Below are 16,669 nucleotides of genomic sequence, written 5' to 3'. Positions count from 1 at the left end.
AGGAACTGTTCTGGTCAGTTTCTCCTTTTTTGGTGTTCTCTTGCAGACTGTTTCAAAGCCTCAAATAGCTTCATATATATTGTCGTTCGTCGCGCTGATCGGCGTTCTCCAGCTTGGATTGCTGTCGGCACTTCTGGCAGGGCTTCTTGTCTACAGTCTGGTCCATATGGCGGCGCCTTTGCTTGGGAGGATGGGCGTCTCCAATGGACTGACAAGAACAGTTGCGTTGGCGTTACTTGGGCTGATTTTTATACTTATCGTCGTTGTTGGCGTAATGCGCGGTTTCGCGCTGCTTACGGATGGCTCAGAAGGCATCGTCTCGCTGTTTCAAAAGATGGCGGAAATCATCGATACGGCGCAGCTTCATCTTCCAGCTTGGGCGCGCGATTATTTTCCATCCAATATTGAAGAGCTGGAAACCTTTGCAGCAGCGTGGTTGCGTAACCATGCCGGACAATTGCAGCTTGTCGGACGCGATATCGGCGTGCTGCTGATACGGATTATTCTTGGCATGGTGATTGGCGGATTAATCGCGCTGACCTCGGTGTCGCCTCACAAGAAGCCCGGCCCGCTTGCAATTGCGCTTACGGAGCGCGCAGAATTTTTAAGTAATGCTTTCCGCAATATCGTCTTTTCGCAGTTGCGGATTTCTGCGCTGAATACGTTTTTTACCGGCATTTTCCTCGCGGTAGTATTGCCAGCCTTTGGCATTCATCTGCCACTGGTAAAAACGATGATTGCAGTAACTTTTCTGGTGGGTTTACTCCCGGTTATCGGCAACCTGATATCCAACACTGTAATTGTTATTGTTGCGTTGAGCGTTTCCTTTGCAGCGGCGGTAGGCTCCCTCGTATTTCTGATCATTATTCATAAACTTGAGTACTTCATGAATGCCAAAATTATCGGCTCGCGCATCAAGGCCGGTGCATGGGAATTGTTGCTTGCGATGATTGTTCTTGAGGCGTGGTACGGCATCGCAGGGCTTATTGCTGCGCCAATTTATTATGCCTATCTGAAGGACGAGCTGAAGTTGCGCGGCCTTATCTGAGGCCAGCGGATATCAACCAAGCACAACCAAATTGCAGCTATAGATAGCGAATTTGCTGCAAAAATCGCGGCTTTTTCTGTGAGTGTTGGCGATTTTTTTGCAAAACAGTGAAGGTTTGCTCCAAGCTTTCATCCAAACAGGTTTTTTTACAGAATTTTTTTCAACGACTGCTTTCCCATCCGACATCGGTAGAGATTCCGCTGGCTCAGTTGATGCCTTCATTATAGAGTTGGACTCGATTTGAAACTTGGAGTTGCACATGCCGTCGTTCCCCAATGAGGTCCGTTCCATCCTCAATCGTGTCATTGGATCGTCGCCGGCGGATCTTCGTCTGGTTGCGCAGCGGCTGCATGATCATGCGGTCGAGGAGCGCATGCCGGTAGACGAAGTGAAGACCAATCTTGCGCTACTCGGCTATGCCAATATTTCGGATTTCTGCAAGGATCTGGATTTGCCGCCGCATGTGGCCGAGCGCTGGGAACGTTTTGGAGTATCATCCGAGATGAAGCAGGTCTTCGGTATGCTGATCAAGCAACGCAACAAGTTCGCTGCCGCCGCCGCAGAGTTCGAGGCGATCACCCATGTTGGCCTGATGGACTTCTTGCGCAGCCGGGGTGTCCTTTAGGCATTTTTATTCTGGAAGCCAACAGGCATGCTGCGTCATATGAATGTTGACAATGCCGACTAAACTCGTGCTGAGATTTTTCACGATAAGTTCTCCGCATGATAGCTCATCAATGACTGGTCGGCTAAGTTCTCAAGTTTTTTCTTCGGCAGCTTCGTTTGTCATATAAGTTTCATTGTTCAAATGTATTTGACAAAAGACAAATGAACATGGACACTCTTCCGGCATGATGGGTCGCAAAGAACCCGCTATGCATGGAGGAGGATTTTTCGTGGGCACGTGTCCCCTCGATCAAACCGAATCCCCTTAGGGAGGAGAAAAAAATGAACAAGCTTCTTGGAATGACTTTCGCTGCGCCGGCAATGCTGGCGGCTACTCTCGCGTTTGGCGCGGCCAATGCCGAAACGCTAAGCCTTTATACATCGCAGCCAGATACGGATGCGGCCAAGACGGTCGAAGCCTTCCGCAAGGTTAATCCGGATATCGAAGTACAGGTTTACCGTTCCGGCACCAGTGATATTCTCGGCAAGCTTGCTGCGGAGTTTTCTGCTGGCGCGACACAGGCTGACGTGTTGCTGATCGCCGATGCCGTGAGCATGGAAGGTCTGAAGAAGCAGGGCAAATTACAGGCTTATGAAAAGGCCAATGTCGAAGGCTTCGACAAGGACTCTTATGACAAGGACAAGACCTATTTCGGCAGTAAGCTGATCACTACCGGTATTGCTTATAATTCCGCTGCAACCACAAAGCCCGAACATTGGGCTGATCTCGCCAAGCCCGAATATAAGGGCATGATCGTCATGCCAAGCCCGCTTTATTCCGGCGCTGCTGCTTATTTGCTCAGCGGATTTGTGGGCAATTCTGAACTCGGCTGGGGCTATTTCGACAAGCTGAAAGAGAATGAAACTGTTGCTGTGCGCGGCAATGGTGCGGTTCTCAAATCCGTTGCCAGCGGCGAGAAGCCTTACGGTATTCTGGTGGATTTCATGGCACTGAATGCAAAGGCAAAAGGTTCGCCGGTTGAATTCGTGTTCCCGTCCGAAGGTGTTCCTGCGGTGACTGAGCCGGTAGCGATCATGTCAGGCTCGAAGAATGAAGCCGCAGCGCAGAAGTTTGTCGACTTCATTCTTTCCGACGAAGGACAGAAGCTTGCACTTGAACAGGGCTATCTGCCCGCAAAGCCATCAATCGGCCGTCCTTCGTGGCTGCCTGAAGGTGTGCAGGTAAAGGTCATGCCAATCGAGACTCTGAAAGTTCTTGAATCGACCGATGCTGACAAGGCCAAGTTCTCGGAAATGTTCGGCGGCTAAGGCGGGTTCCGGCAAGAGAGTGCAACTGAGTTTTCTTGCCGTTTCCAGTTTAGCAATTGTGCCGTGCGTGGCTCGACAAGCTCACCATGAGGGAAGTGGTGGTTTGCAGGAGCCTTTCTCTCAGAAGCTGCAAACAGGTTTTGCAACCATCCAACCCCCTCATGGTGAGCTTGTCGAACCACGCACGGCGATAATGCAATGGGTTTAGCGCAATGAATGCTTGGGACTGTGAATGATTATTGCAGGTGAAAAGCGCTGGGGCGCTGATACAGCCCTGATCGCAGGGGTGGCGATCATTGTTGCGATGCTTTCCATTGTGCCGATGTTGCGCCTCGCTTTTGAAATTGTCATGCCGCAAGGCAGCTTTTCCGCAGCGCCACTTCGCACAGCGCTCTCCGGCTCGGCAACATGGACCGCAACCTGGCATTCCCTGCAGGTCGGCATAGGCGGTACATTACTGGCAGTCGTTCTGGGCACGGCCGTTGCTCTTCTTGTAAGCCTGACCAATGTTCGCGGGCGCAGCACCTTTGTCCTGCTTTATGTCGTTCCGCTGCTTATTGCGCCGCAGGTTACAGCCCTTGCATGGCTACAGCTCTTTGGACCTGCGAGCCCCTTTCTCAAACTCATCGGCATGGCTCCGGCGCTGGGCAGCAAAAACCCGCTTTATTCAACAACCGGAATCATAGCCCTGCTGGGCGTGCAATATGGGCCTCTGGTATTCTTGATGGTAAGGGCTGGCTTACGTAAACTTCCGCGAGAATTGGTGGAAGCGGCGCTCAGCAGCGGCGCTGGCAGATGGACGGTTCTTCGTACGATCATTGTACCGCTGATGACGCCATCGATCATTGGTGCCACGGCATTGGCCTTCGTTTCCTGTGTCGGCAATTTCGGCATCCCTGCATTTCTGGGCATTCCGGCGGGTTATCTTGTGCTGCCGACATTGATTTATCAGCGTCTGGCTGGCGGCGGCCCTGCCGTGCTTTCCGAGGTCGCGGTTCTTTCCATGCTTATCGGATTGATAGCCATGGCCGGAATACTGGCACAAGACTACGCGTCCCGCCGCCGTGACTATCGCATCGCTTCCACATCACTGCCAGCGGCCCCATTCGAGCTTGGGCGCTGGCGTCCTTTCGCAGAAATTGTAATGTGGCTGCTCATTATCGTTGTTCTGGTCCTGCCTATTGTTGGTTTGTTCCTCACCTCGCTTGTTGCTGCTTACGGCGTGCCGCTCAGCATGAAGACAGTGACGCTTGCCAATTATGCTTTCGTGCTGTTCGACCACGCCGCTGCGAAGCGCGCTTTCTTCAACAGTTTTGGCCTATCCATCGCCGCTGCCGCCTTTGCAGTGCTTATCGCCGTGCCGCTTGGTTATCTGATCACATGGCGTAAAAGATGGTGGACAGGGTTTCTCAACCTCTCGGCTGAACTGCCCTATGCATTGCCGGGCGTGGTTCTGGCGATTGCCGCGCTGCTCATGTTCCTGAAGCCACTGCCGGTCATCGGCCTGCAAATTTATAATACGATCTGGATCATTCTTTATGCCTATCTGGCACGGTTTCTCGTGCTGGCATTGCGCCCGACGATCAGCGGTCTGCATCAGATCGACCGCTCGCTTGAGGAAGCGGCACAAGTGGCCGGAGCCGGGCTTATCCGGCGCATGCGGACGATTGTTTTTCCGCTGGTCGCGCCTGCAACGCTTGCTGGTGGTGTCCTGATCTTCATGACGGCATTCAGCGAATTGACTGTTTCCGCCCTGCTTTGGGCCTCCGGCTCGGAGACCATCGGCGTTGTGATCTTCTCATTCGAGCAGGGCGGTGATTCCAATTATGCGGCCGCCATATCGACCCTTACGATTGTCGTGATTTTTGCGCTGATGCTGTTGACCAACCTGTTCGCACGCAGCCTTCCAAACGGAGTTCTGCCATGGCGGGATTGAAAATTGAAAATGTGACCAAGACATTTGGCGATTTCGACGCACTGTCGAATGTTTCGCTTGATGTTGCCAATGGTGAATTTGTTGCGGTGCTGGGGCCATCCGGCTGCGGCAAGACCACTTTGCTGCGGCTTGTCGCCGGATTTGAGCAGGTTAACCAAGGTACAATCACTGTCGGCGGCAAGGTGATGTCCGACCCCAAATTGAATGTGCCGCCGGAACAGAGGCGGGTTGGCATCGTCTTCCAGAATTATGCCCTGTGGCCGCACATGACTGTTTCCGAGAATGTCGGCTATAGCCTGAAAGTTGCGAAGGTTGAAAAGGCAGAGCGCGAGCGGCGTATCACTGAAGCGCTGGCGCTGGTCGATCTGCAAGGCTATGGCGAGCGCCGTCCGGCCAATCTTTCCGGCGGGCAGAGACAGCGTGTGGCCTTGGCGCGGTGCCTCGTTTCAGCGCCTTCGCTGGTGCTGTTCGATGAGCCGCTGGCCAATCTCGACGTTCACCTGCGTGCCTCCATGGAGGATGAGTTTGCCTCATTCCACAAGCGCACTGGCACGACGATCATCTACATTACCCACGATCAGGCAGAGGCCATGGCGCTGGCGGATCGTATTGCCGTGATGGACAAGGGACATCTGGTGCAGTTCGCGACACCGCGTGAACTTTACGAGCAGCCGGCAACGCCGATGGTAGCGTCGTTCATTGCGCAGGGCATGGTGCTCCCGGCGAAGGTTTTGACTGCGGAAGCGAACGGACATTGCAAGGTGGAAATCCTTGGACAGGAGGCCGTTTTCCGCTGCTGCCCCGGACAAGCCGTAACAGGCGATGCAAAGGTGTGCATTCGCGCTGCCGACATTATCCCCGCAACAAATGGCGGCATTGAGGTTACGGTCAAGCGCAGCATCTATCGTGGCGGCGGGTCTCGCATCGAGGCGGTGGCGGCAGACGAAACGCAGGAACTGCATTTCGACCTGGCTGATCCGAACCGGCTCGCCGAAGGCGAGACGACGCGCATTGCGATCACCTCCGGCTGGGTTATTCCGGAGGCCAGTGTCTGATGCGGATTGATCTACATGGCGGCTTTGGCGAAAAGGGCCGGACCAGTGTTGGTATTGCCAGTGGCGGCAAAAGCATCCTGCTGGATGCAGGCATTAAAGTTGGCGCGACGGGCAGGGAATATTATCCCGCAATTGATGATGCGGCCATTGCCGGGCTTGATGCAGTGTTCATATCCCACGCGCATGAAGATCATATTGGCGGGCTGGCGTGGTTGCTCTCGCGAGGGTTTCACGGCCGCATTTTCATGACCGCTGAAACATCGGCAGAGGCAGCTGCAATGCTCGGGCAATATGGCGAGCGCGAGCATATGCAGGCCTTCGCGATTGCAGCGCAGTCCGCCGAGTTGTTCTCAGCGGGCGACATAATTGATCTGGGCGGAATGAGCGTATCGACCGGGCGCTCCGGCCATGTGGCAGGCGGTGTCTGGTTTGCGGCAAATGACGGCATGAAATCGGTTGTCTACACCGCCGATGTGGTGCCGGACAGCGCTGTGCTGGCGATGGACCCGATTCCGCATTGCGACCTGCTGGTGCTGGATGCCTCTTATGGCGATGATGCCGTTGCAAGCAACGAGCGGATTGCGGCAATCCGCCAATGGATAGCTGCACGCCCGGATGGCTGCCTGCTGCCGGTGCCGCTTTCCGGCAAGCCGCTGGAGCTGATGGCGATCCTGCCCGAGCGCTTTGCCATCCATGGCAGTATGCGGGAGCCTGTCGCGGCCCAGATTGCCGCAAAAGGTGCCTTTCGTGCCGGGGTTGATGCAATGTTGACGGAGCGGCTGACCAATGCTCTGGACTGGTCGGAATTCGATTCTCTGCCGGACTGTCCGTTGATGACCTTCGATGGGATGGGAAGCGCCGGACCGTCGGTTGAAGCGATAGGGCGGGCGGCTGATCAGGGATATCCGATCCTGCTGACCGGCCACATTCCCCCCAACACGCCAGCAGCCGAGCTTTTCGGGACAAAGCGTGCAGAGTGGATAAGGCTTCCGACCCATCCGACACGGCAGGGCAATGTCGCGATCTGGGAGGGAGCGGGGCGTCCCGCGACGCTCGGTCATTCCTGCTCGCTCACCTCGTTGAGTGCACTGAAACAATATCTGCCAGCGCTGGACGATACGGCGCGCACCGGCGGGCATATCGAAATATAGAAGGCGTCTGCGATGAGAATTCTGGTTTGCAATGATGACGGCATTGATGCGCCGGGGTTGGCTGTGCTGGTCGAGGTGGCAAAGCTACTGACGGACGATGTCTGGGTTGTTGCGCCGGATGGCAAGCGTACGGCTGCGGGAGCCTCGATTACTGTCGGTAAACCCCTGACAATGCGGGAGATTGAACCGAAGCGCTATTCCTGTTCGGGAACACCTGCCGATTGCGTGGTGACAGCGATGAGCTGGCTATTCAAGGATGCCATCAAACCGGATCTGGTGCTTTCCGGTATCAATGACGGGCGCAATGTAGCGGAAGACCTCGCCTATTCGGGTACGCTTGGGATTGCGCGTGAAGCGAGTTTTTGGGGCATCGCGGCAATCGGGTTTTCTCGGGTGAAGAAGCCGGAGCAGACGGAACACGATGTCAAATGGCTTGCGGATTTTGTCAGGACACTGTGGAAAGAGCGCGACGAATGGGTGCTGGAAGGGCATTGGCTCAGCGTCAATCTGCCGACGTCGCTACCGGCAGAAATCCGTCAGCCCCGTATCGGGCGAGACAAGATTGCGCTGATATCGGATGTGGTGAGCAGGGATGGCGACCTGACGGTTCTTAACGTGCCGCGCGGGCGCGCCCACACGAGTGAAGAGGGTGACGATAATGACCTGATCGATCGCGGTTATGTCTGCATCAACAGGCTGAACTGGTTTGGGCAGGCGCAGCTTGATGCGGAGCTGCTTGAAAGTCTTGAAAAATGATCAGCCACGCCGTGCGATAAGGATACCGCAGATAACGATGACCCCGCCAATGGCCTGCATCAGGTCGATAGGCTCACTGAGCAGGAACCATGCCAATGCAGCGGCAACAACTGGCTGCAACAATAGTGTCAGCGATGAAAACGCCGGAGGCAGGAACGCCAGCGCATAGGTGATCATGCCTTGGCCCGCCGCGTGGGAAATAAGGGCAAGGCCAGCAAGCATCGCCCAGCCAAACAGGGTCAGCGGCACAAGGCCGGTTTCGAAGATGAGCGAGATCGGCAACATGCAGATCGCGGCTGTTGCGGTGCTCCAGATCATGATGGTGCGTGTGGAAAAGCGTACGCGAAGACGCCCGATGACAAGAATATAGCCCGCATAGAAAATCGCAGCGACGGCTGCCGTGGCGTCACCTGCAAGCTTGCCATCACCCAGCGCCGCAGGGCCACCCTTCAGCACGATGACGCCGATAAGCGCAGTCGCAAGCCCTATCAGGAATATGCCGCTGACATGGGCGCGGAAAATCGCCCAGCTGCCTAGGGTGACGAAGATCGGCGCCAGATTGGCAAGAAGCGTCGCATTGGCAACGGAAGTCATATGCAGCGCCAAATGCCATGCGGCAAGATCAGCCGCGAGGAAGACGCCGGGCATGGACAGCCAGAAATAGTCGGACAGGCTTTCGGGGCGTGTATCGGCTTTTACGCCGGGCATTGCCCTTGACCAGACCAGCAGGGGGATGAAGGCGAGAGCAACACGCCAGAAGGCTGTCGTCATCGGGCCGACTTCCGACAGGCGCACGAAAATCGGCGAACCGCCAATGGCGATGCCGCCAAGCAGCAGCGCAGCAAGAGCGAGACGATTGGCGTTTGTCGCCGATTGGACGGGCAGGGCGGTCATGTTTGCTTTCCGGTAGACGGAATGTGTCTATACGAAACCGGCTGGACTGCAAATTCGAATGATTGATGCTTTCGATGAATGCCGCTTCATTGATGGGAACCAAAGCGCGTGCGGATGGTTTGCAATTGAATATGACTGTAGACAGCTACATTGTACTGGTCGCTTTATTCGGGCTGGTCGTCTTAATGACGTCCTGGCTACCTATGGTGCTGAAAGAATTTCCGCTTTCACTTCCCATCGTCTGCATCGCCTTCGGCACGCTGTTCGTATGGACGCCACTATCATCAATGATAGGCGATAATCCGCTCGACAGCCGCTATCTCACCGAGAAAATAACCGAGTTCGTCGTCATCATTGCCCTGATGGGGGCGGGGTTGAAAATCGACCGCATAGTCGGTTGGCGCAGCTGGATGACAACGTGGCGATTGCTCGCCATTTCCATGCCCCTGACCATCGGGGCGATTGCCCTGCTCGGCTGGAGCTTCCTTGGCGTCGGGGTGGCTTCATCCCTGCTGCTTGGATCGGCACTTGCCCCCACTGATCCTGTGCTTGCCAGCGACGTGCAGGTCGGGCCGCCGCTATCCGGCGAGAAAAGCGAGGTGCGTTTTGCACTCACATCAGAGGCCGGGCTGAATGACGGGTTGAGTTTCCCGTTCGTGCATCTGGCAATTGCCATTGCAGCTTCAGCGGCGACCGGTGCCCCGTGGTTGCGTGACTGGCTGCTGGTGGATGTTGTCTGGCGGCTCGCAGCGGGAGCCGGGCTTGGTTGGCTTACGGGCAAACTTCTCGGATATCTGACTTTTCGTCTCCCCAACCGGGCAAAACTTGCGCGCACCGGCGATGGGTTCGTGGTTTTGGGCATCACCTGTCTCAGCTATGGGCTGATCGAGCTTGCACATGGCTATGGCTTTGTCGGCGTGTTCGTTACAGCCCTAACGTTGCGCCATGCGGAGCGCGACAGCGGCTATCATGAAAACCTGCATAGTTTTGCTGAACAGATCGAGCGGCTGATGATGATGATCGTGCTGGTGTGTTTTGGCGCGGCCATTGCGGAAGGCAGTGTATTTCGTGCACTGGACTGGCCTGTCGTTGCGGCATCACTGGTCATTCTTTTTCTTATCCGCCCTATTGCCGGTTGGATCGGGCTCCTTGGAAGTCCCATCCTCAAAAGGGAAAAAGTCATTATCGCATTCTTCGGAATACGCGGCCTCGGCTCGTTCTACTATCTGGCTTACGCGCTTGGTCATGCACCATTCTCCAACGCCGAGACATTGTGGGTCACGGTTTCGCTGGTCGTCCTGATATCGGTTGTGCTGCATGGAATTGCGGTGACGCCGGTCATGCGCTGGCTCGAGCGGGAGAATGACAGGGATGCGGTGGCTAAGCCCCAAGATCATGTCCTGTGAGGAAGAAAAGCGCATAGGCAAGGCAGGGTATGAACCAGATTAAAGCCCAGATGCCGAGGCGGGAACGGGTACTCCAAGCGAGAATGGGGCCAAGCACAGCAGAGATTGGCCAAACGCTGAGGATATAAAAATACTTCTTAGGAAAAGCACCCGTGAAGGCGAGTGACATCATGGCCGGTGGAAATGACAACACGCACAGAATTGTGCAAATGACGAAAATTGCGATAACTGGCTTACGCATGAGTCGCTGATCCGGATTGCTGGAATGAAAAACTTCAACGTGCACAAAGTGTTGATGTGCCTGATAACCGCCATTCTGTTTTGCAGCTTTGGAGGGTCCGTATTGTATGTGCGCCACTTCGTCAACAATGCGATGGAAGGCAAGGGACACGTAACAAATCTGGTTCGAAGCAACTCGAAAAACGGCTATGTTTTTAAACCTGTCGTCGAATTTCAGACGGTAGATGGCGCGCGTATAGAGTTCACGTCATCAATGGGAACTTCCCCTCCAAGCTATGATGTCGGGGACAATGTAACCGTATATTATGATCCAAAAGACCCGCATTCAGCCATGTTGAGCGATTGGATCTCAATGTGGGGCGCTTCGATCATTGTCGGATCACTCACGGTCATCTTCGGGTTCATCACCTATATGATGTATTTCCGCGTGAGTTTTAAAACGCCGCGCAGGAGGCGCAAATCTGCGAAGGCTTAACGGCTGCGATTGCGGTTGAGCCATTCGAAATCTGCATTCAGAGCCGTATCGATTTTCTTCTGCATACTGCGATACCGATGCAGCAGCTCTTCACCAAATTCCGTTACCACGGCGCCGCCGCCCTGTTTACCACCACGTTGCGAGTCGACGACGGGAGTTGCGAACATGGTGTTCATGGCGCTTACCAGCAGCCATGCCCGGCGATAAGACATGTCCATGGCACGTCCCGCGGCGGAAATGGAGCCAGTTTCGCGAATATGTTCGAGCAACTGCATTTTGCCCGGCCCCAGTCGCTCCTTGTCAGGAAAGTCGATGCGCACGTAGGTTTGCAGATCGCCCTTGGCGTTTGAACTCATCGTAATTGCACCTGTGGAATCCGGTTCCTATCTATAGCAAGGCGGCGGGCGATGTACACCGCCGGATCAGGACAGCTTTGCTTGACAAGCTGATTGCTTCGGCAGAAACGTGACCCGTCATGCGCAAGACCATAGGGAAGGCTAGTTTCATGTTTGCAGCAACAGCGATAACCGAAGGCGACAAGCCACAGTTCTACAAGGAATTGAGCGATCAACTGGAAGCGCTGCTTGCGGGCGAGAACGATCCGACTGCAAATGCCGCCAACACATCGGCGCTGATTTTCCAGATGCTGCCGGACATCAACTGGGCGGGTTTCTATTTTTTGCGTTCGCAAGCAGAGCTTGTCGTTGGACCCTTTCAGGGCAAGCCCGCCTGCGTGCGTATTCCTGTCGGGCGCGGCGTTTGTGGCAGCGCTGTAGAGCGTGCGACTTCGATATTGGTCGAAGATGTGCATGCCTTTCCGGGGCATATTGCCTGTGACGCGGCCTCGCGTTCCGAGCTGGTGGTTCCCTTGATTTATGATGGGCGCGTCTTTGGCGTTCTCGATCTGGATAGCCCGACGCCTTCACGCTTCGATAGCGACGATCAGGTTGGCGTGGAAAGACTGGCAGCGATCTATACGGCTGCTTGCGCCTGGGAAGAACAGGTGGATTGATTCAATGCTTGATCGCCCGCTATCCGCGACCGAAAGCATGGCTGCAAACATTGTTTGCGGCACGTGGCAAGTGACGCGAAAAGTGATCGATCATCGCGCTGGTGCGGTTTATGCATTTGCGGGGCAGGCTGAAATTACGCGCGAATTGTTTGAAGAGCGCGGCGAAATGGCTGTTGGCAAGAACCTTCTTCAAGCCGTGAGGACTTACAGGCTCGGTTTTGAAGATACTGCGGTGCGGGTGCTTTATCCAAGCGGAAATGAATTCATCAGTCTTGGGTTTGGTGCAACACAGCATGTGTCGCATCTTTGCGGCAGTGATCTTTATGAAGGGCGGTTTTTCTTTGAGAGCGAGGATAGCTGGGTAGAGGTTTGGCGCGTCAACGGCCCGCAAAAGCGCTATTCCAGCTTGAGCCGGTATGTGCGCTTAACCTGATAAGTTCTGCATCACCATTTTGCGCGGTTCGACGGGCTCACCATGAGGAAGATTGGTGATTGCAGGAAGCCACATTCTGCAACTTAGCAACGCTTCATGCAGCTAACCATACTTCCTCATGGTGAGCCCCGTCGAACCACGCATTACGGGTATGCAAGACGCGCTAAGTCTTTACGCTACACAATTCCTCCAATATCTCTGATGCCTTGCTGCTGTGTCGTTGTGTATGCCGCAGCATGCGAAAGTTGCGCACTGGCAAATCGAATGCAGCCTTAATCACCAGCCCTTCGTGCAGATAGGCTCGCGCTGCGGCGCTGGAAATCACAGCGGCGCAATTTCCCGCGCAAACTGCCGAAAGCACGGCTTCGTTTGACGGGAGAACCAAAGCGATCTTCAGGTCGTCATGGGACAGTTTGAGGTTGTCGATAGCATGTTCAAATTCCGAGCGTGTGCCGGAACCCTGCTCCCGCATGACCCATGATGTTTGCCCGACAAGATCTTTGGCTGTCAAAGGGCGTTGGTCGGCCCAAGGATGCTGCGGAGCAACCACGACGATCAACGCGTCCTTCGCCACAATCTTTGCGGAGAGGAGCGGCGCGTCGATCTCGCCTTCGACAAAGCCAAGCTCAGCTTCACCTTCCGTGACAGCTTCGGCGACTGTCCGCGTATTGCCGATTGTAAGGTCGATCTCGATGCCGGGATAATCCTGCTTGAAACGCATCAGAAAGGGCGGCAGCCAGTAACTGGCGATTGTCTGGCTGGCATAGAGGCTGAGCTTGCCGCGCCGCAGACCACCAAGCTCGGACAACATCAATTCTGACGAACGCACACGTGCCAGCGTTGCCTTGGCTTCTCCAAGAAAAACACGTCCGGTTTGGGTCAGTTCGATGCGCCGCCCGACACGGTGGAACAGCTCGACGCCGTAGAAAGCCTCCAGATTCTTGATAGCACTGCTAACCGCAGAGGGCGTCAGATGAATGGCCGCTGCGGCTTGTGTCAGATGCTCGCGTTCAGCCACGGCAACAAATATGGCGAGTTGTTCAAATGTCATAGCATACCATTCGATTTTATCGAATAAAACATGCCATAACATTCGATAGATGTCGATGATTGGAAATGAGATAAGCCGACTACCACTAAAGTCTGAAACGGCAAGCTCATGTCCACCTATCACCGTGCACTCTCTGTTCTTCCCGGCCTCGCGCTTTGTTGCGCTGTTGCCTTGGCGGCGGTTCTCGGCGAGCATATGGAGAGTGCGCTATTTGGTGCGAGATGGGTGGAAAGCCTCGTTCTGGCAATCGCTATCGGCATTACGATCCGCTCGTTTCGCCAACCGGGACAATCATTGATCCCGGGCATCGATTTCAGTGCGAAAGTTCTTCTGGAAATGGCAATTGTTTTACTGGGCGCATCCATCAGCCTGACAGCCATGCAGGGGGCGGGGCTGGCCCTGATTGCGGGTATAGCCGGTGTCGTCATTCTGTCGATTGGAATCAGTTATGGCATTGGCAGGCTCTTTGGCCTGCCGCCAAAGCTTGCGACACTGATTGCCTGCGGCAATTCGATTTGCGGAAACTCGGCAATTGTTGCGGTCGCCCCGGTGATTGAAGCGGATCGCAAGGAAATCGCGGCGGCCCTGACTTTTACGGCAGTGCTGGGCATAGCGGCCGTATTTCTGCTGCCAGTGCTTTATTTCCATACGATGATGAGCGTGCCGCAATATGGCGTGCTGGCCGGCCTGACAGTCTATGCCGTGCCACAAGTCATCGCCGCGACTGCACCTGCGGGGTTGCTTGGAGTGCAGACCGGAACACTGGTGAAGCTCGTGCGCGTGCTGATGCTTGGGCCCGTTCTGCTGGTGCTGGGTGCAATCATGAAAGCTGATCTGCGCCATGAGGCACCAGCAGTACGGCGCGAAATCTCTCTGGTTCCATGGTTCATTGGCGGGTTTGGCGCGATGATGGTCCTGCGCTCGCTTGGCCTGATACCGCAAGCGGCGATCATGCCTATGGGGCAGGTTTCCAACGTGCTGACGATCATCGCCATGGCAGCGCTTGGCTTGTCGGTTGATATCCGTTCTGTGGCTCATGCCGGAGGACGCGTCATGGCGGTGGCGGTTCTATCACTGGCTTCGCTTTTTGCCTTGAGCTTCGGTTTGCTTGCCCTGCTTCAACTTGTCTGAGGGGCATGAAGGCGAGTTGCTGTATCGCCAATGTAGTGATAATAAGCAGAGACAAGCTGCATTATGCGATATGGCGTACCAATGGAAGTTTTTCCAAGGAATTCGGTACGTCTAAAGCGCCATATCTACTATGAGTTGCAATTATTAATACATGCAACCTTAATTGATTTTAAGTATAGAATTATCATTTTCCTCCATTTCGGCAATTAAACATGATGATATTTCAAATGTTAAGTATTACATCCGTCATATTTTATGACGCAATCGTATTCTTATCAGGATTAACCCGCTCATTTCTCGATTGATCCGGTTAAACATCGGTTGAGCGCTTCGTGAAAAATCATTCAGTGAAGAAACTGCAAAACATGAGAATCAAGTTATTTTCAACTCGAGGTCGTCTCAAGGTGCGACTTTGGGGCATGGCTCTGCTTGTTATCATCTGTACGCTGGTGATGGCGGGGTCGACGATCTTCAACTTTGCAGCATCATTCTCAAAAGCACATGCCAATCTCCGTGACGTGAAGCAGTTTGCATCGGTTTTCGAAGCTGCCAATTTCGTCTCGGCGGAACGGGGTCCCGCCAACATTCTGATGACAGCAGAGGATGCAGATCGCGGTCAGGCCTATCTGAATTGGCTGGCTGCTCAACAAAAGACAGATGATGCGCTGAATAGGCTCGATGCCAGCATCATTCCCGATAATCTTGTTCGGGGTGTTCGCCAGGAACTTCGGCTTGGCCGCAGAAAGGTTGAAGCGACACAGTTGAAAGAACGGGCCCTGCTGCGTTTTGAAGATGTCCAAGACGCGATTGACCAAATGTTTGAGGCTTGGGACAGTTATAGCGAGATTATTCAATGGCAGGGAGCTGATCTTTTGCGCCGTGACCACGATTTGGCTGCGGTTGTTCTGAAAGGAATGATGCTGAGCAATGTCCGGGAATATGCCGGGAGAATGGGATCATATCTCATTGCGCCAATGGCGATGAAACAGGTCATCCCTGAAGAGAACGTGATCGAGATTCATGCCATCAGGTCGCGCATTCGCGATATCTGGTATTTGCTGGAACCGAGTGCCGGGTCCCGCCCTGATTCTTCTCCTATTTCTCAAAAACGCAAAGAAGTAAATTTGTTGTACATGCGGCAGGGGCTTGCCCTGATTGACGAGCAGATCAAGACAGGTCAGCAAGGCGGGGCATTCTCGCTGGATACAACGACGTTTACGAAACGCTACGTTGCCACGATGAAGCCGCTGGGAGAATTGCGTGGCATCTATCTGACCGCTTCGGTTGATGAGTTTGAAAGCCGGGAGCGGACCGCCCGCAAGGCACTTTACAATACCAGTGCCATGGCGCTTTTGATCCTCGCCTTGGTAATTGGTCTTGTTGTGGTTGTTCAGCACTATATTTTCAGGCCGCTTTTTCGCGGCGCCGAGGCGATTGTGCTTCTTGCCGATGACCGCCCCTCAAATCTCTCTCGGGAACCCAGGCATGTTGCGGAGATTCAAACACTTTACTCTGCCATTGAAGTCATCGCCGCCAAGTTGAAAGAGCGTTCTTTCCTCATGAGTCAGCTCGAGCATCTGGCGCATACGGACGGGTTGACGGGGCTTCTCAACAGGCGGGCGCTGGATGATCTGGGTAGTTCGCTGATCAGTGCTGAACATGGAGAGCCGGTTCCGTATTTTATACTTGCCGACATTGATCACTTCAAAGCCATCAACGACAAACATGGCCATCTTCTTGGCGATCAGGTCCTGAGGGAAGTCGCCCGGATCATGCGAAGTGCGGTTCGTGAAAGTGACATCGTTGCCCGCTTTGGTGGCGAAGAGTTTGCAATTTTGTTGCGCGGGTATTCGTATGCTGATGCGGCAATGGTTGCGCGCCGGCTGAGAATTGCAATCCAGCGTCACTCGATTGTTACGCCGGGGGGAAGTTCCGTCAGGATTACTGCAAGCTTTGGTGTTGCGGAGTGCAGGAATTTGCCTTGGTCTGAAATTGTCGACCGGGCAGACATGGCGCTTTATGATGCTAAATCAGCGGGCCGCAATCGAGTGCGTTTTTCCGAATATGACGGGGAACGTCAAAAACGAAAGCTGAAACAGTCATCCGAAAAACGTTCCGGACCAACGACAATCATAACGTAACCAAG

Annotated in this window: 17 protein-coding genes; 13 read left to right on the top strand and 4 right to left on the bottom strand. The window is 54.4% G+C overall.

The features are described from left to right. Positions 1-40 precede the first annotated feature (40 nt). The 7 genes from ABKW30_RS00700 to surE all read left to right on the top strand — a co-directional run bounded on the left by ABKW30_RS00700 (position 41) and on the right by surE (position 7,881). Positions 41-1,048, top strand: a complete 1,008-nt coding sequence (locus ABKW30_RS00700; RefSeq protein WP_348596109.1) for an AI-2E family transporter — start codon at positions 41-43, stop codon at positions 1,046-1,048. 259 nt (positions 1,049-1,307) lie between these two features. Next, complete coding sequence (locus ABKW30_RS00695; RefSeq protein WP_348596108.1) at positions 1,308-1,673, top strand: hypothetical protein; 366 nt, start codon at positions 1,308-1,310, stop codon at positions 1,671-1,673. Between the two features lie 323 nt (positions 1,674-1,996). Further along, positions 1,997-2,983, top strand: a complete 987-nt coding sequence (locus ABKW30_RS00690; protein WP_348596107.1) for an ABC transporter substrate-binding protein — start codon at positions 1,997-1,999, stop codon at positions 2,981-2,983. Positions 2,984-3,215: 232 nt separating this feature from the next. Further along, on the top strand, positions 3,216-4,919 hold the full coding sequence (locus tag ABKW30_RS00685; protein WP_348596106.1) for an iron ABC transporter permease: 1,704 nt from the start codon (positions 3,216-3,218) through the stop codon (positions 4,917-4,919). Then, entirely contained in the window at positions 4,907-5,974 is a 1,068-nt protein-coding gene (locus tag ABKW30_RS00680; RefSeq protein WP_348596105.1) for an ABC transporter ATP-binding protein, read from the top strand. The genes ABKW30_RS00685 and ABKW30_RS00680 overlap by 13 nt, the downstream gene beginning before the upstream one ends. Further along, complete coding sequence (locus tag ABKW30_RS00675) at positions 5,974-7,125, top strand: MBL fold metallo-hydrolase (RefSeq protein WP_348596104.1); 1,152 nt, start codon at positions 5,974-5,976, stop codon at positions 7,123-7,125. The genes ABKW30_RS00680 and ABKW30_RS00675 overlap by 1 nt, the downstream gene beginning before the upstream one ends. Positions 7,126-7,137: 12 nt before the next feature. Continuing rightward, entirely contained in the window at positions 7,138-7,881 is a 744-nt protein-coding gene (gene surE / locus ABKW30_RS00670) for a 5'/3'-nucleotidase SurE (protein WP_348596103.1), read from the top strand. Here the strand turns inward: surE and ABKW30_RS00665 are convergent, their stop codons facing one another. Beyond that, entirely contained in the window at positions 7,882-8,775 is an 894-nt protein-coding gene (locus ABKW30_RS00665; protein WP_348596102.1) for a DMT family transporter, read from the bottom strand. Between the two features lie 65 nt (positions 8,776-8,840). On the opposite strand from ABKW30_RS00665, the gene ABKW30_RS00660 reads away from it, so the two are divergent. After that, positions 8,841-10,181 carry a cation:proton antiporter gene (locus ABKW30_RS00660; protein WP_348596101.1) on the top strand — a complete coding sequence of 447 codons (1,341 nt, stop codon included), beginning with the start codon at positions 8,841-8,843 and terminating at the stop codon, positions 10,179-10,181. On the opposite strand, the gene ABKW30_RS00655 is transcribed toward ABKW30_RS00660, so the two are convergent. After that, positions 10,156-10,422 carry a hypothetical protein gene (locus tag ABKW30_RS00655; protein ID WP_348596099.1) on the bottom strand — a complete coding sequence of 89 codons (267 nt, stop codon included), beginning with the start codon at positions 10,420-10,422 and terminating at the stop codon, positions 10,156-10,158. The genes ABKW30_RS00660 and ABKW30_RS00655 overlap by 26 nt on opposite strands. A gap of 24 nt (positions 10,423-10,446) precedes the next feature. Between ABKW30_RS00655 and ABKW30_RS00650 the strand changes: the two genes are divergently transcribed. Continuing rightward, positions 10,447-10,896, top strand: coding sequence for a DUF3592 domain-containing protein (locus tag ABKW30_RS00650; RefSeq protein WP_348596098.1), 450 nt, complete (start codon positions 10,447-10,449; stop codon positions 10,894-10,896). Here ABKW30_RS00650 and ABKW30_RS00645 read toward each other — a convergent pair. Beyond that, positions 10,893-11,252, bottom strand: coding sequence for a winged helix-turn-helix domain-containing protein (locus ABKW30_RS00645; RefSeq protein ID WP_348596097.1), 360 nt, complete (start codon positions 11,250-11,252; stop codon positions 10,893-10,895). The two genes, ABKW30_RS00650 and ABKW30_RS00645, sit on opposite strands and share 4 nt — an antisense overlap. A gap of 149 nt (positions 11,253-11,401) precedes the next feature. Here ABKW30_RS00645 and ABKW30_RS00640 point away from each other — a divergent pair, with 149 nt between their 5' ends. Both ABKW30_RS00640 and ABKW30_RS00635 read left to right on the top strand, forming a co-directional pair. Further along, positions 11,402-11,908: a GAF domain-containing protein gene (locus tag ABKW30_RS00640; RefSeq protein WP_348596096.1), complete on the top strand. Its 507-nt coding sequence runs from the start codon at positions 11,402-11,404 to the stop codon at positions 11,906-11,908. Positions 11,909-11,912: 4 nt separating this feature from the next. Further along, positions 11,913-12,341, top strand: a complete 429-nt coding sequence (locus ABKW30_RS00635; RefSeq protein ID WP_348596095.1) for a DUF6314 family protein — start codon at positions 11,913-11,915, stop codon at positions 12,339-12,341. 163 nt (positions 12,342-12,504) lie between these two features. Here ABKW30_RS00635 and ABKW30_RS00630 read toward each other — a convergent pair whose 3' ends face one another. Then, a complete protein-coding gene (locus ABKW30_RS00630; RefSeq protein ID WP_348596094.1) occupies positions 12,505-13,392 on the bottom strand; it encodes a LysR family transcriptional regulator in 888 nt (295 codons plus the stop codon). A 108-nt stretch (positions 13,393-13,500) separates the two neighbouring features. Between ABKW30_RS00630 and ABKW30_RS00625 the strand changes: the two genes are divergently transcribed. After that, positions 13,501-14,523 carry a putative sulfate exporter family transporter gene (locus ABKW30_RS00625; protein WP_348596093.1) on the top strand — a complete coding sequence of 341 codons (1,023 nt, stop codon included), beginning with the start codon at positions 13,501-13,503 and terminating at the stop codon, positions 14,521-14,523. Positions 14,524-14,942: 419 nt separating this feature from the next. Then, the gene (locus ABKW30_RS00620; RefSeq protein WP_348596092.1) at positions 14,943-16,664 is read left to right on the top strand and encodes a GGDEF domain-containing protein; all 1,722 of its coding nucleotides are present in this window, start codon (positions 14,943-14,945) and stop codon (positions 16,662-16,664) included. The last annotated feature ends 5 nt before the right edge of the window (positions 16,665-16,669 follow it).

The organism is Phyllobacterium sp. SB3 (assembly GCF_040009165.1).
Taxonomy (GTDB): domain Bacteria; phylum Pseudomonadota; class Alphaproteobacteria; order Rhizobiales; family Rhizobiaceae; genus Phyllobacterium.
Note: the sequence above shows the minus strand (reverse complement) of the source record. Positions and strands in the feature narration are given on the sequence as shown.

Coding starts and splice junctions, on each gene's coding strand:
- ABKW30_RS00695 (WP_348596108.1), top strand. CDS start 1,308: ATGCCGTCGTTCCCCAATGAGGTCCGTTCCATCCTCAATCGTGTCATT.
- ABKW30_RS00690 (WP_348596107.1), top strand. CDS start 1,997: ATGAACAAGCTTCTTGGAATGACTTTCGCTGCGCCGGCAATGCTGGCG.
- ABKW30_RS00685 (WP_348596106.1), top strand. CDS start 3,216: ATGATTATTGCAGGTGAAAAGCGCTGGGGCGCTGATACAGCCCTGATC.
- ABKW30_RS00680 (WP_348596105.1), top strand. CDS start 4,907: ATGGCGGGATTGAAAATTGAAAATGTGACCAAGACATTTGGCGATTTC.
- ABKW30_RS00675 (WP_348596104.1), top strand. CDS start 5,974: ATGCGGATTGATCTACATGGCGGCTTTGGCGAAAAGGGCCGGACCAGT.
- surE (WP_348596103.1), top strand. CDS start 7,138: ATGAGAATTCTGGTTTGCAATGATGACGGCATTGATGCGCCGGGGTTG.
- ABKW30_RS00665 (WP_348596102.1), bottom strand. CDS start 8,775: ATGACCGCCCTGCCCGTCCAATCGGCGACAAACGCCAATCGTCTCGCT.
- ABKW30_RS00660 (WP_348596101.1), top strand. CDS start 8,841: ATGCTTTCGATGAATGCCGCTTCATTGATGGGAACCAAAGCGCGTGCG.
- ABKW30_RS00655 (WP_348596099.1), bottom strand. CDS start 10,422: ATGCGTAAGCCAGTTATCGCAATTTTCGTCATTTGCACAATTCTGTGC.
- ABKW30_RS00650 (WP_348596098.1), top strand. CDS start 10,447: ATGAAAAACTTCAACGTGCACAAAGTGTTGATGTGCCTGATAACCGCC.
- ABKW30_RS00645 (WP_348596097.1), bottom strand. CDS start 11,252: ATGAGTTCAAACGCCAAGGGCGATCTGCAAACCTACGTGCGCATCGAC.
- ABKW30_RS00640 (WP_348596096.1), top strand. CDS start 11,402: ATGTTTGCAGCAACAGCGATAACCGAAGGCGACAAGCCACAGTTCTAC.
- ABKW30_RS00635 (WP_348596095.1), top strand. CDS start 11,913: ATGCTTGATCGCCCGCTATCCGCGACCGAAAGCATGGCTGCAAACATT.
- ABKW30_RS00630 (WP_348596094.1), bottom strand. CDS start 13,392: ATGACATTTGAACAACTCGCCATATTTGTTGCCGTGGCTGAACGCGAG.
- ABKW30_RS00625 (WP_348596093.1), top strand. CDS start 13,501: ATGTCCACCTATCACCGTGCACTCTCTGTTCTTCCCGGCCTCGCGCTT.
- ABKW30_RS00620 (WP_348596092.1), top strand. CDS start 14,943: ATGGCTCTGCTTGTTATCATCTGTACGCTGGTGATGGCGGGGTCGACG.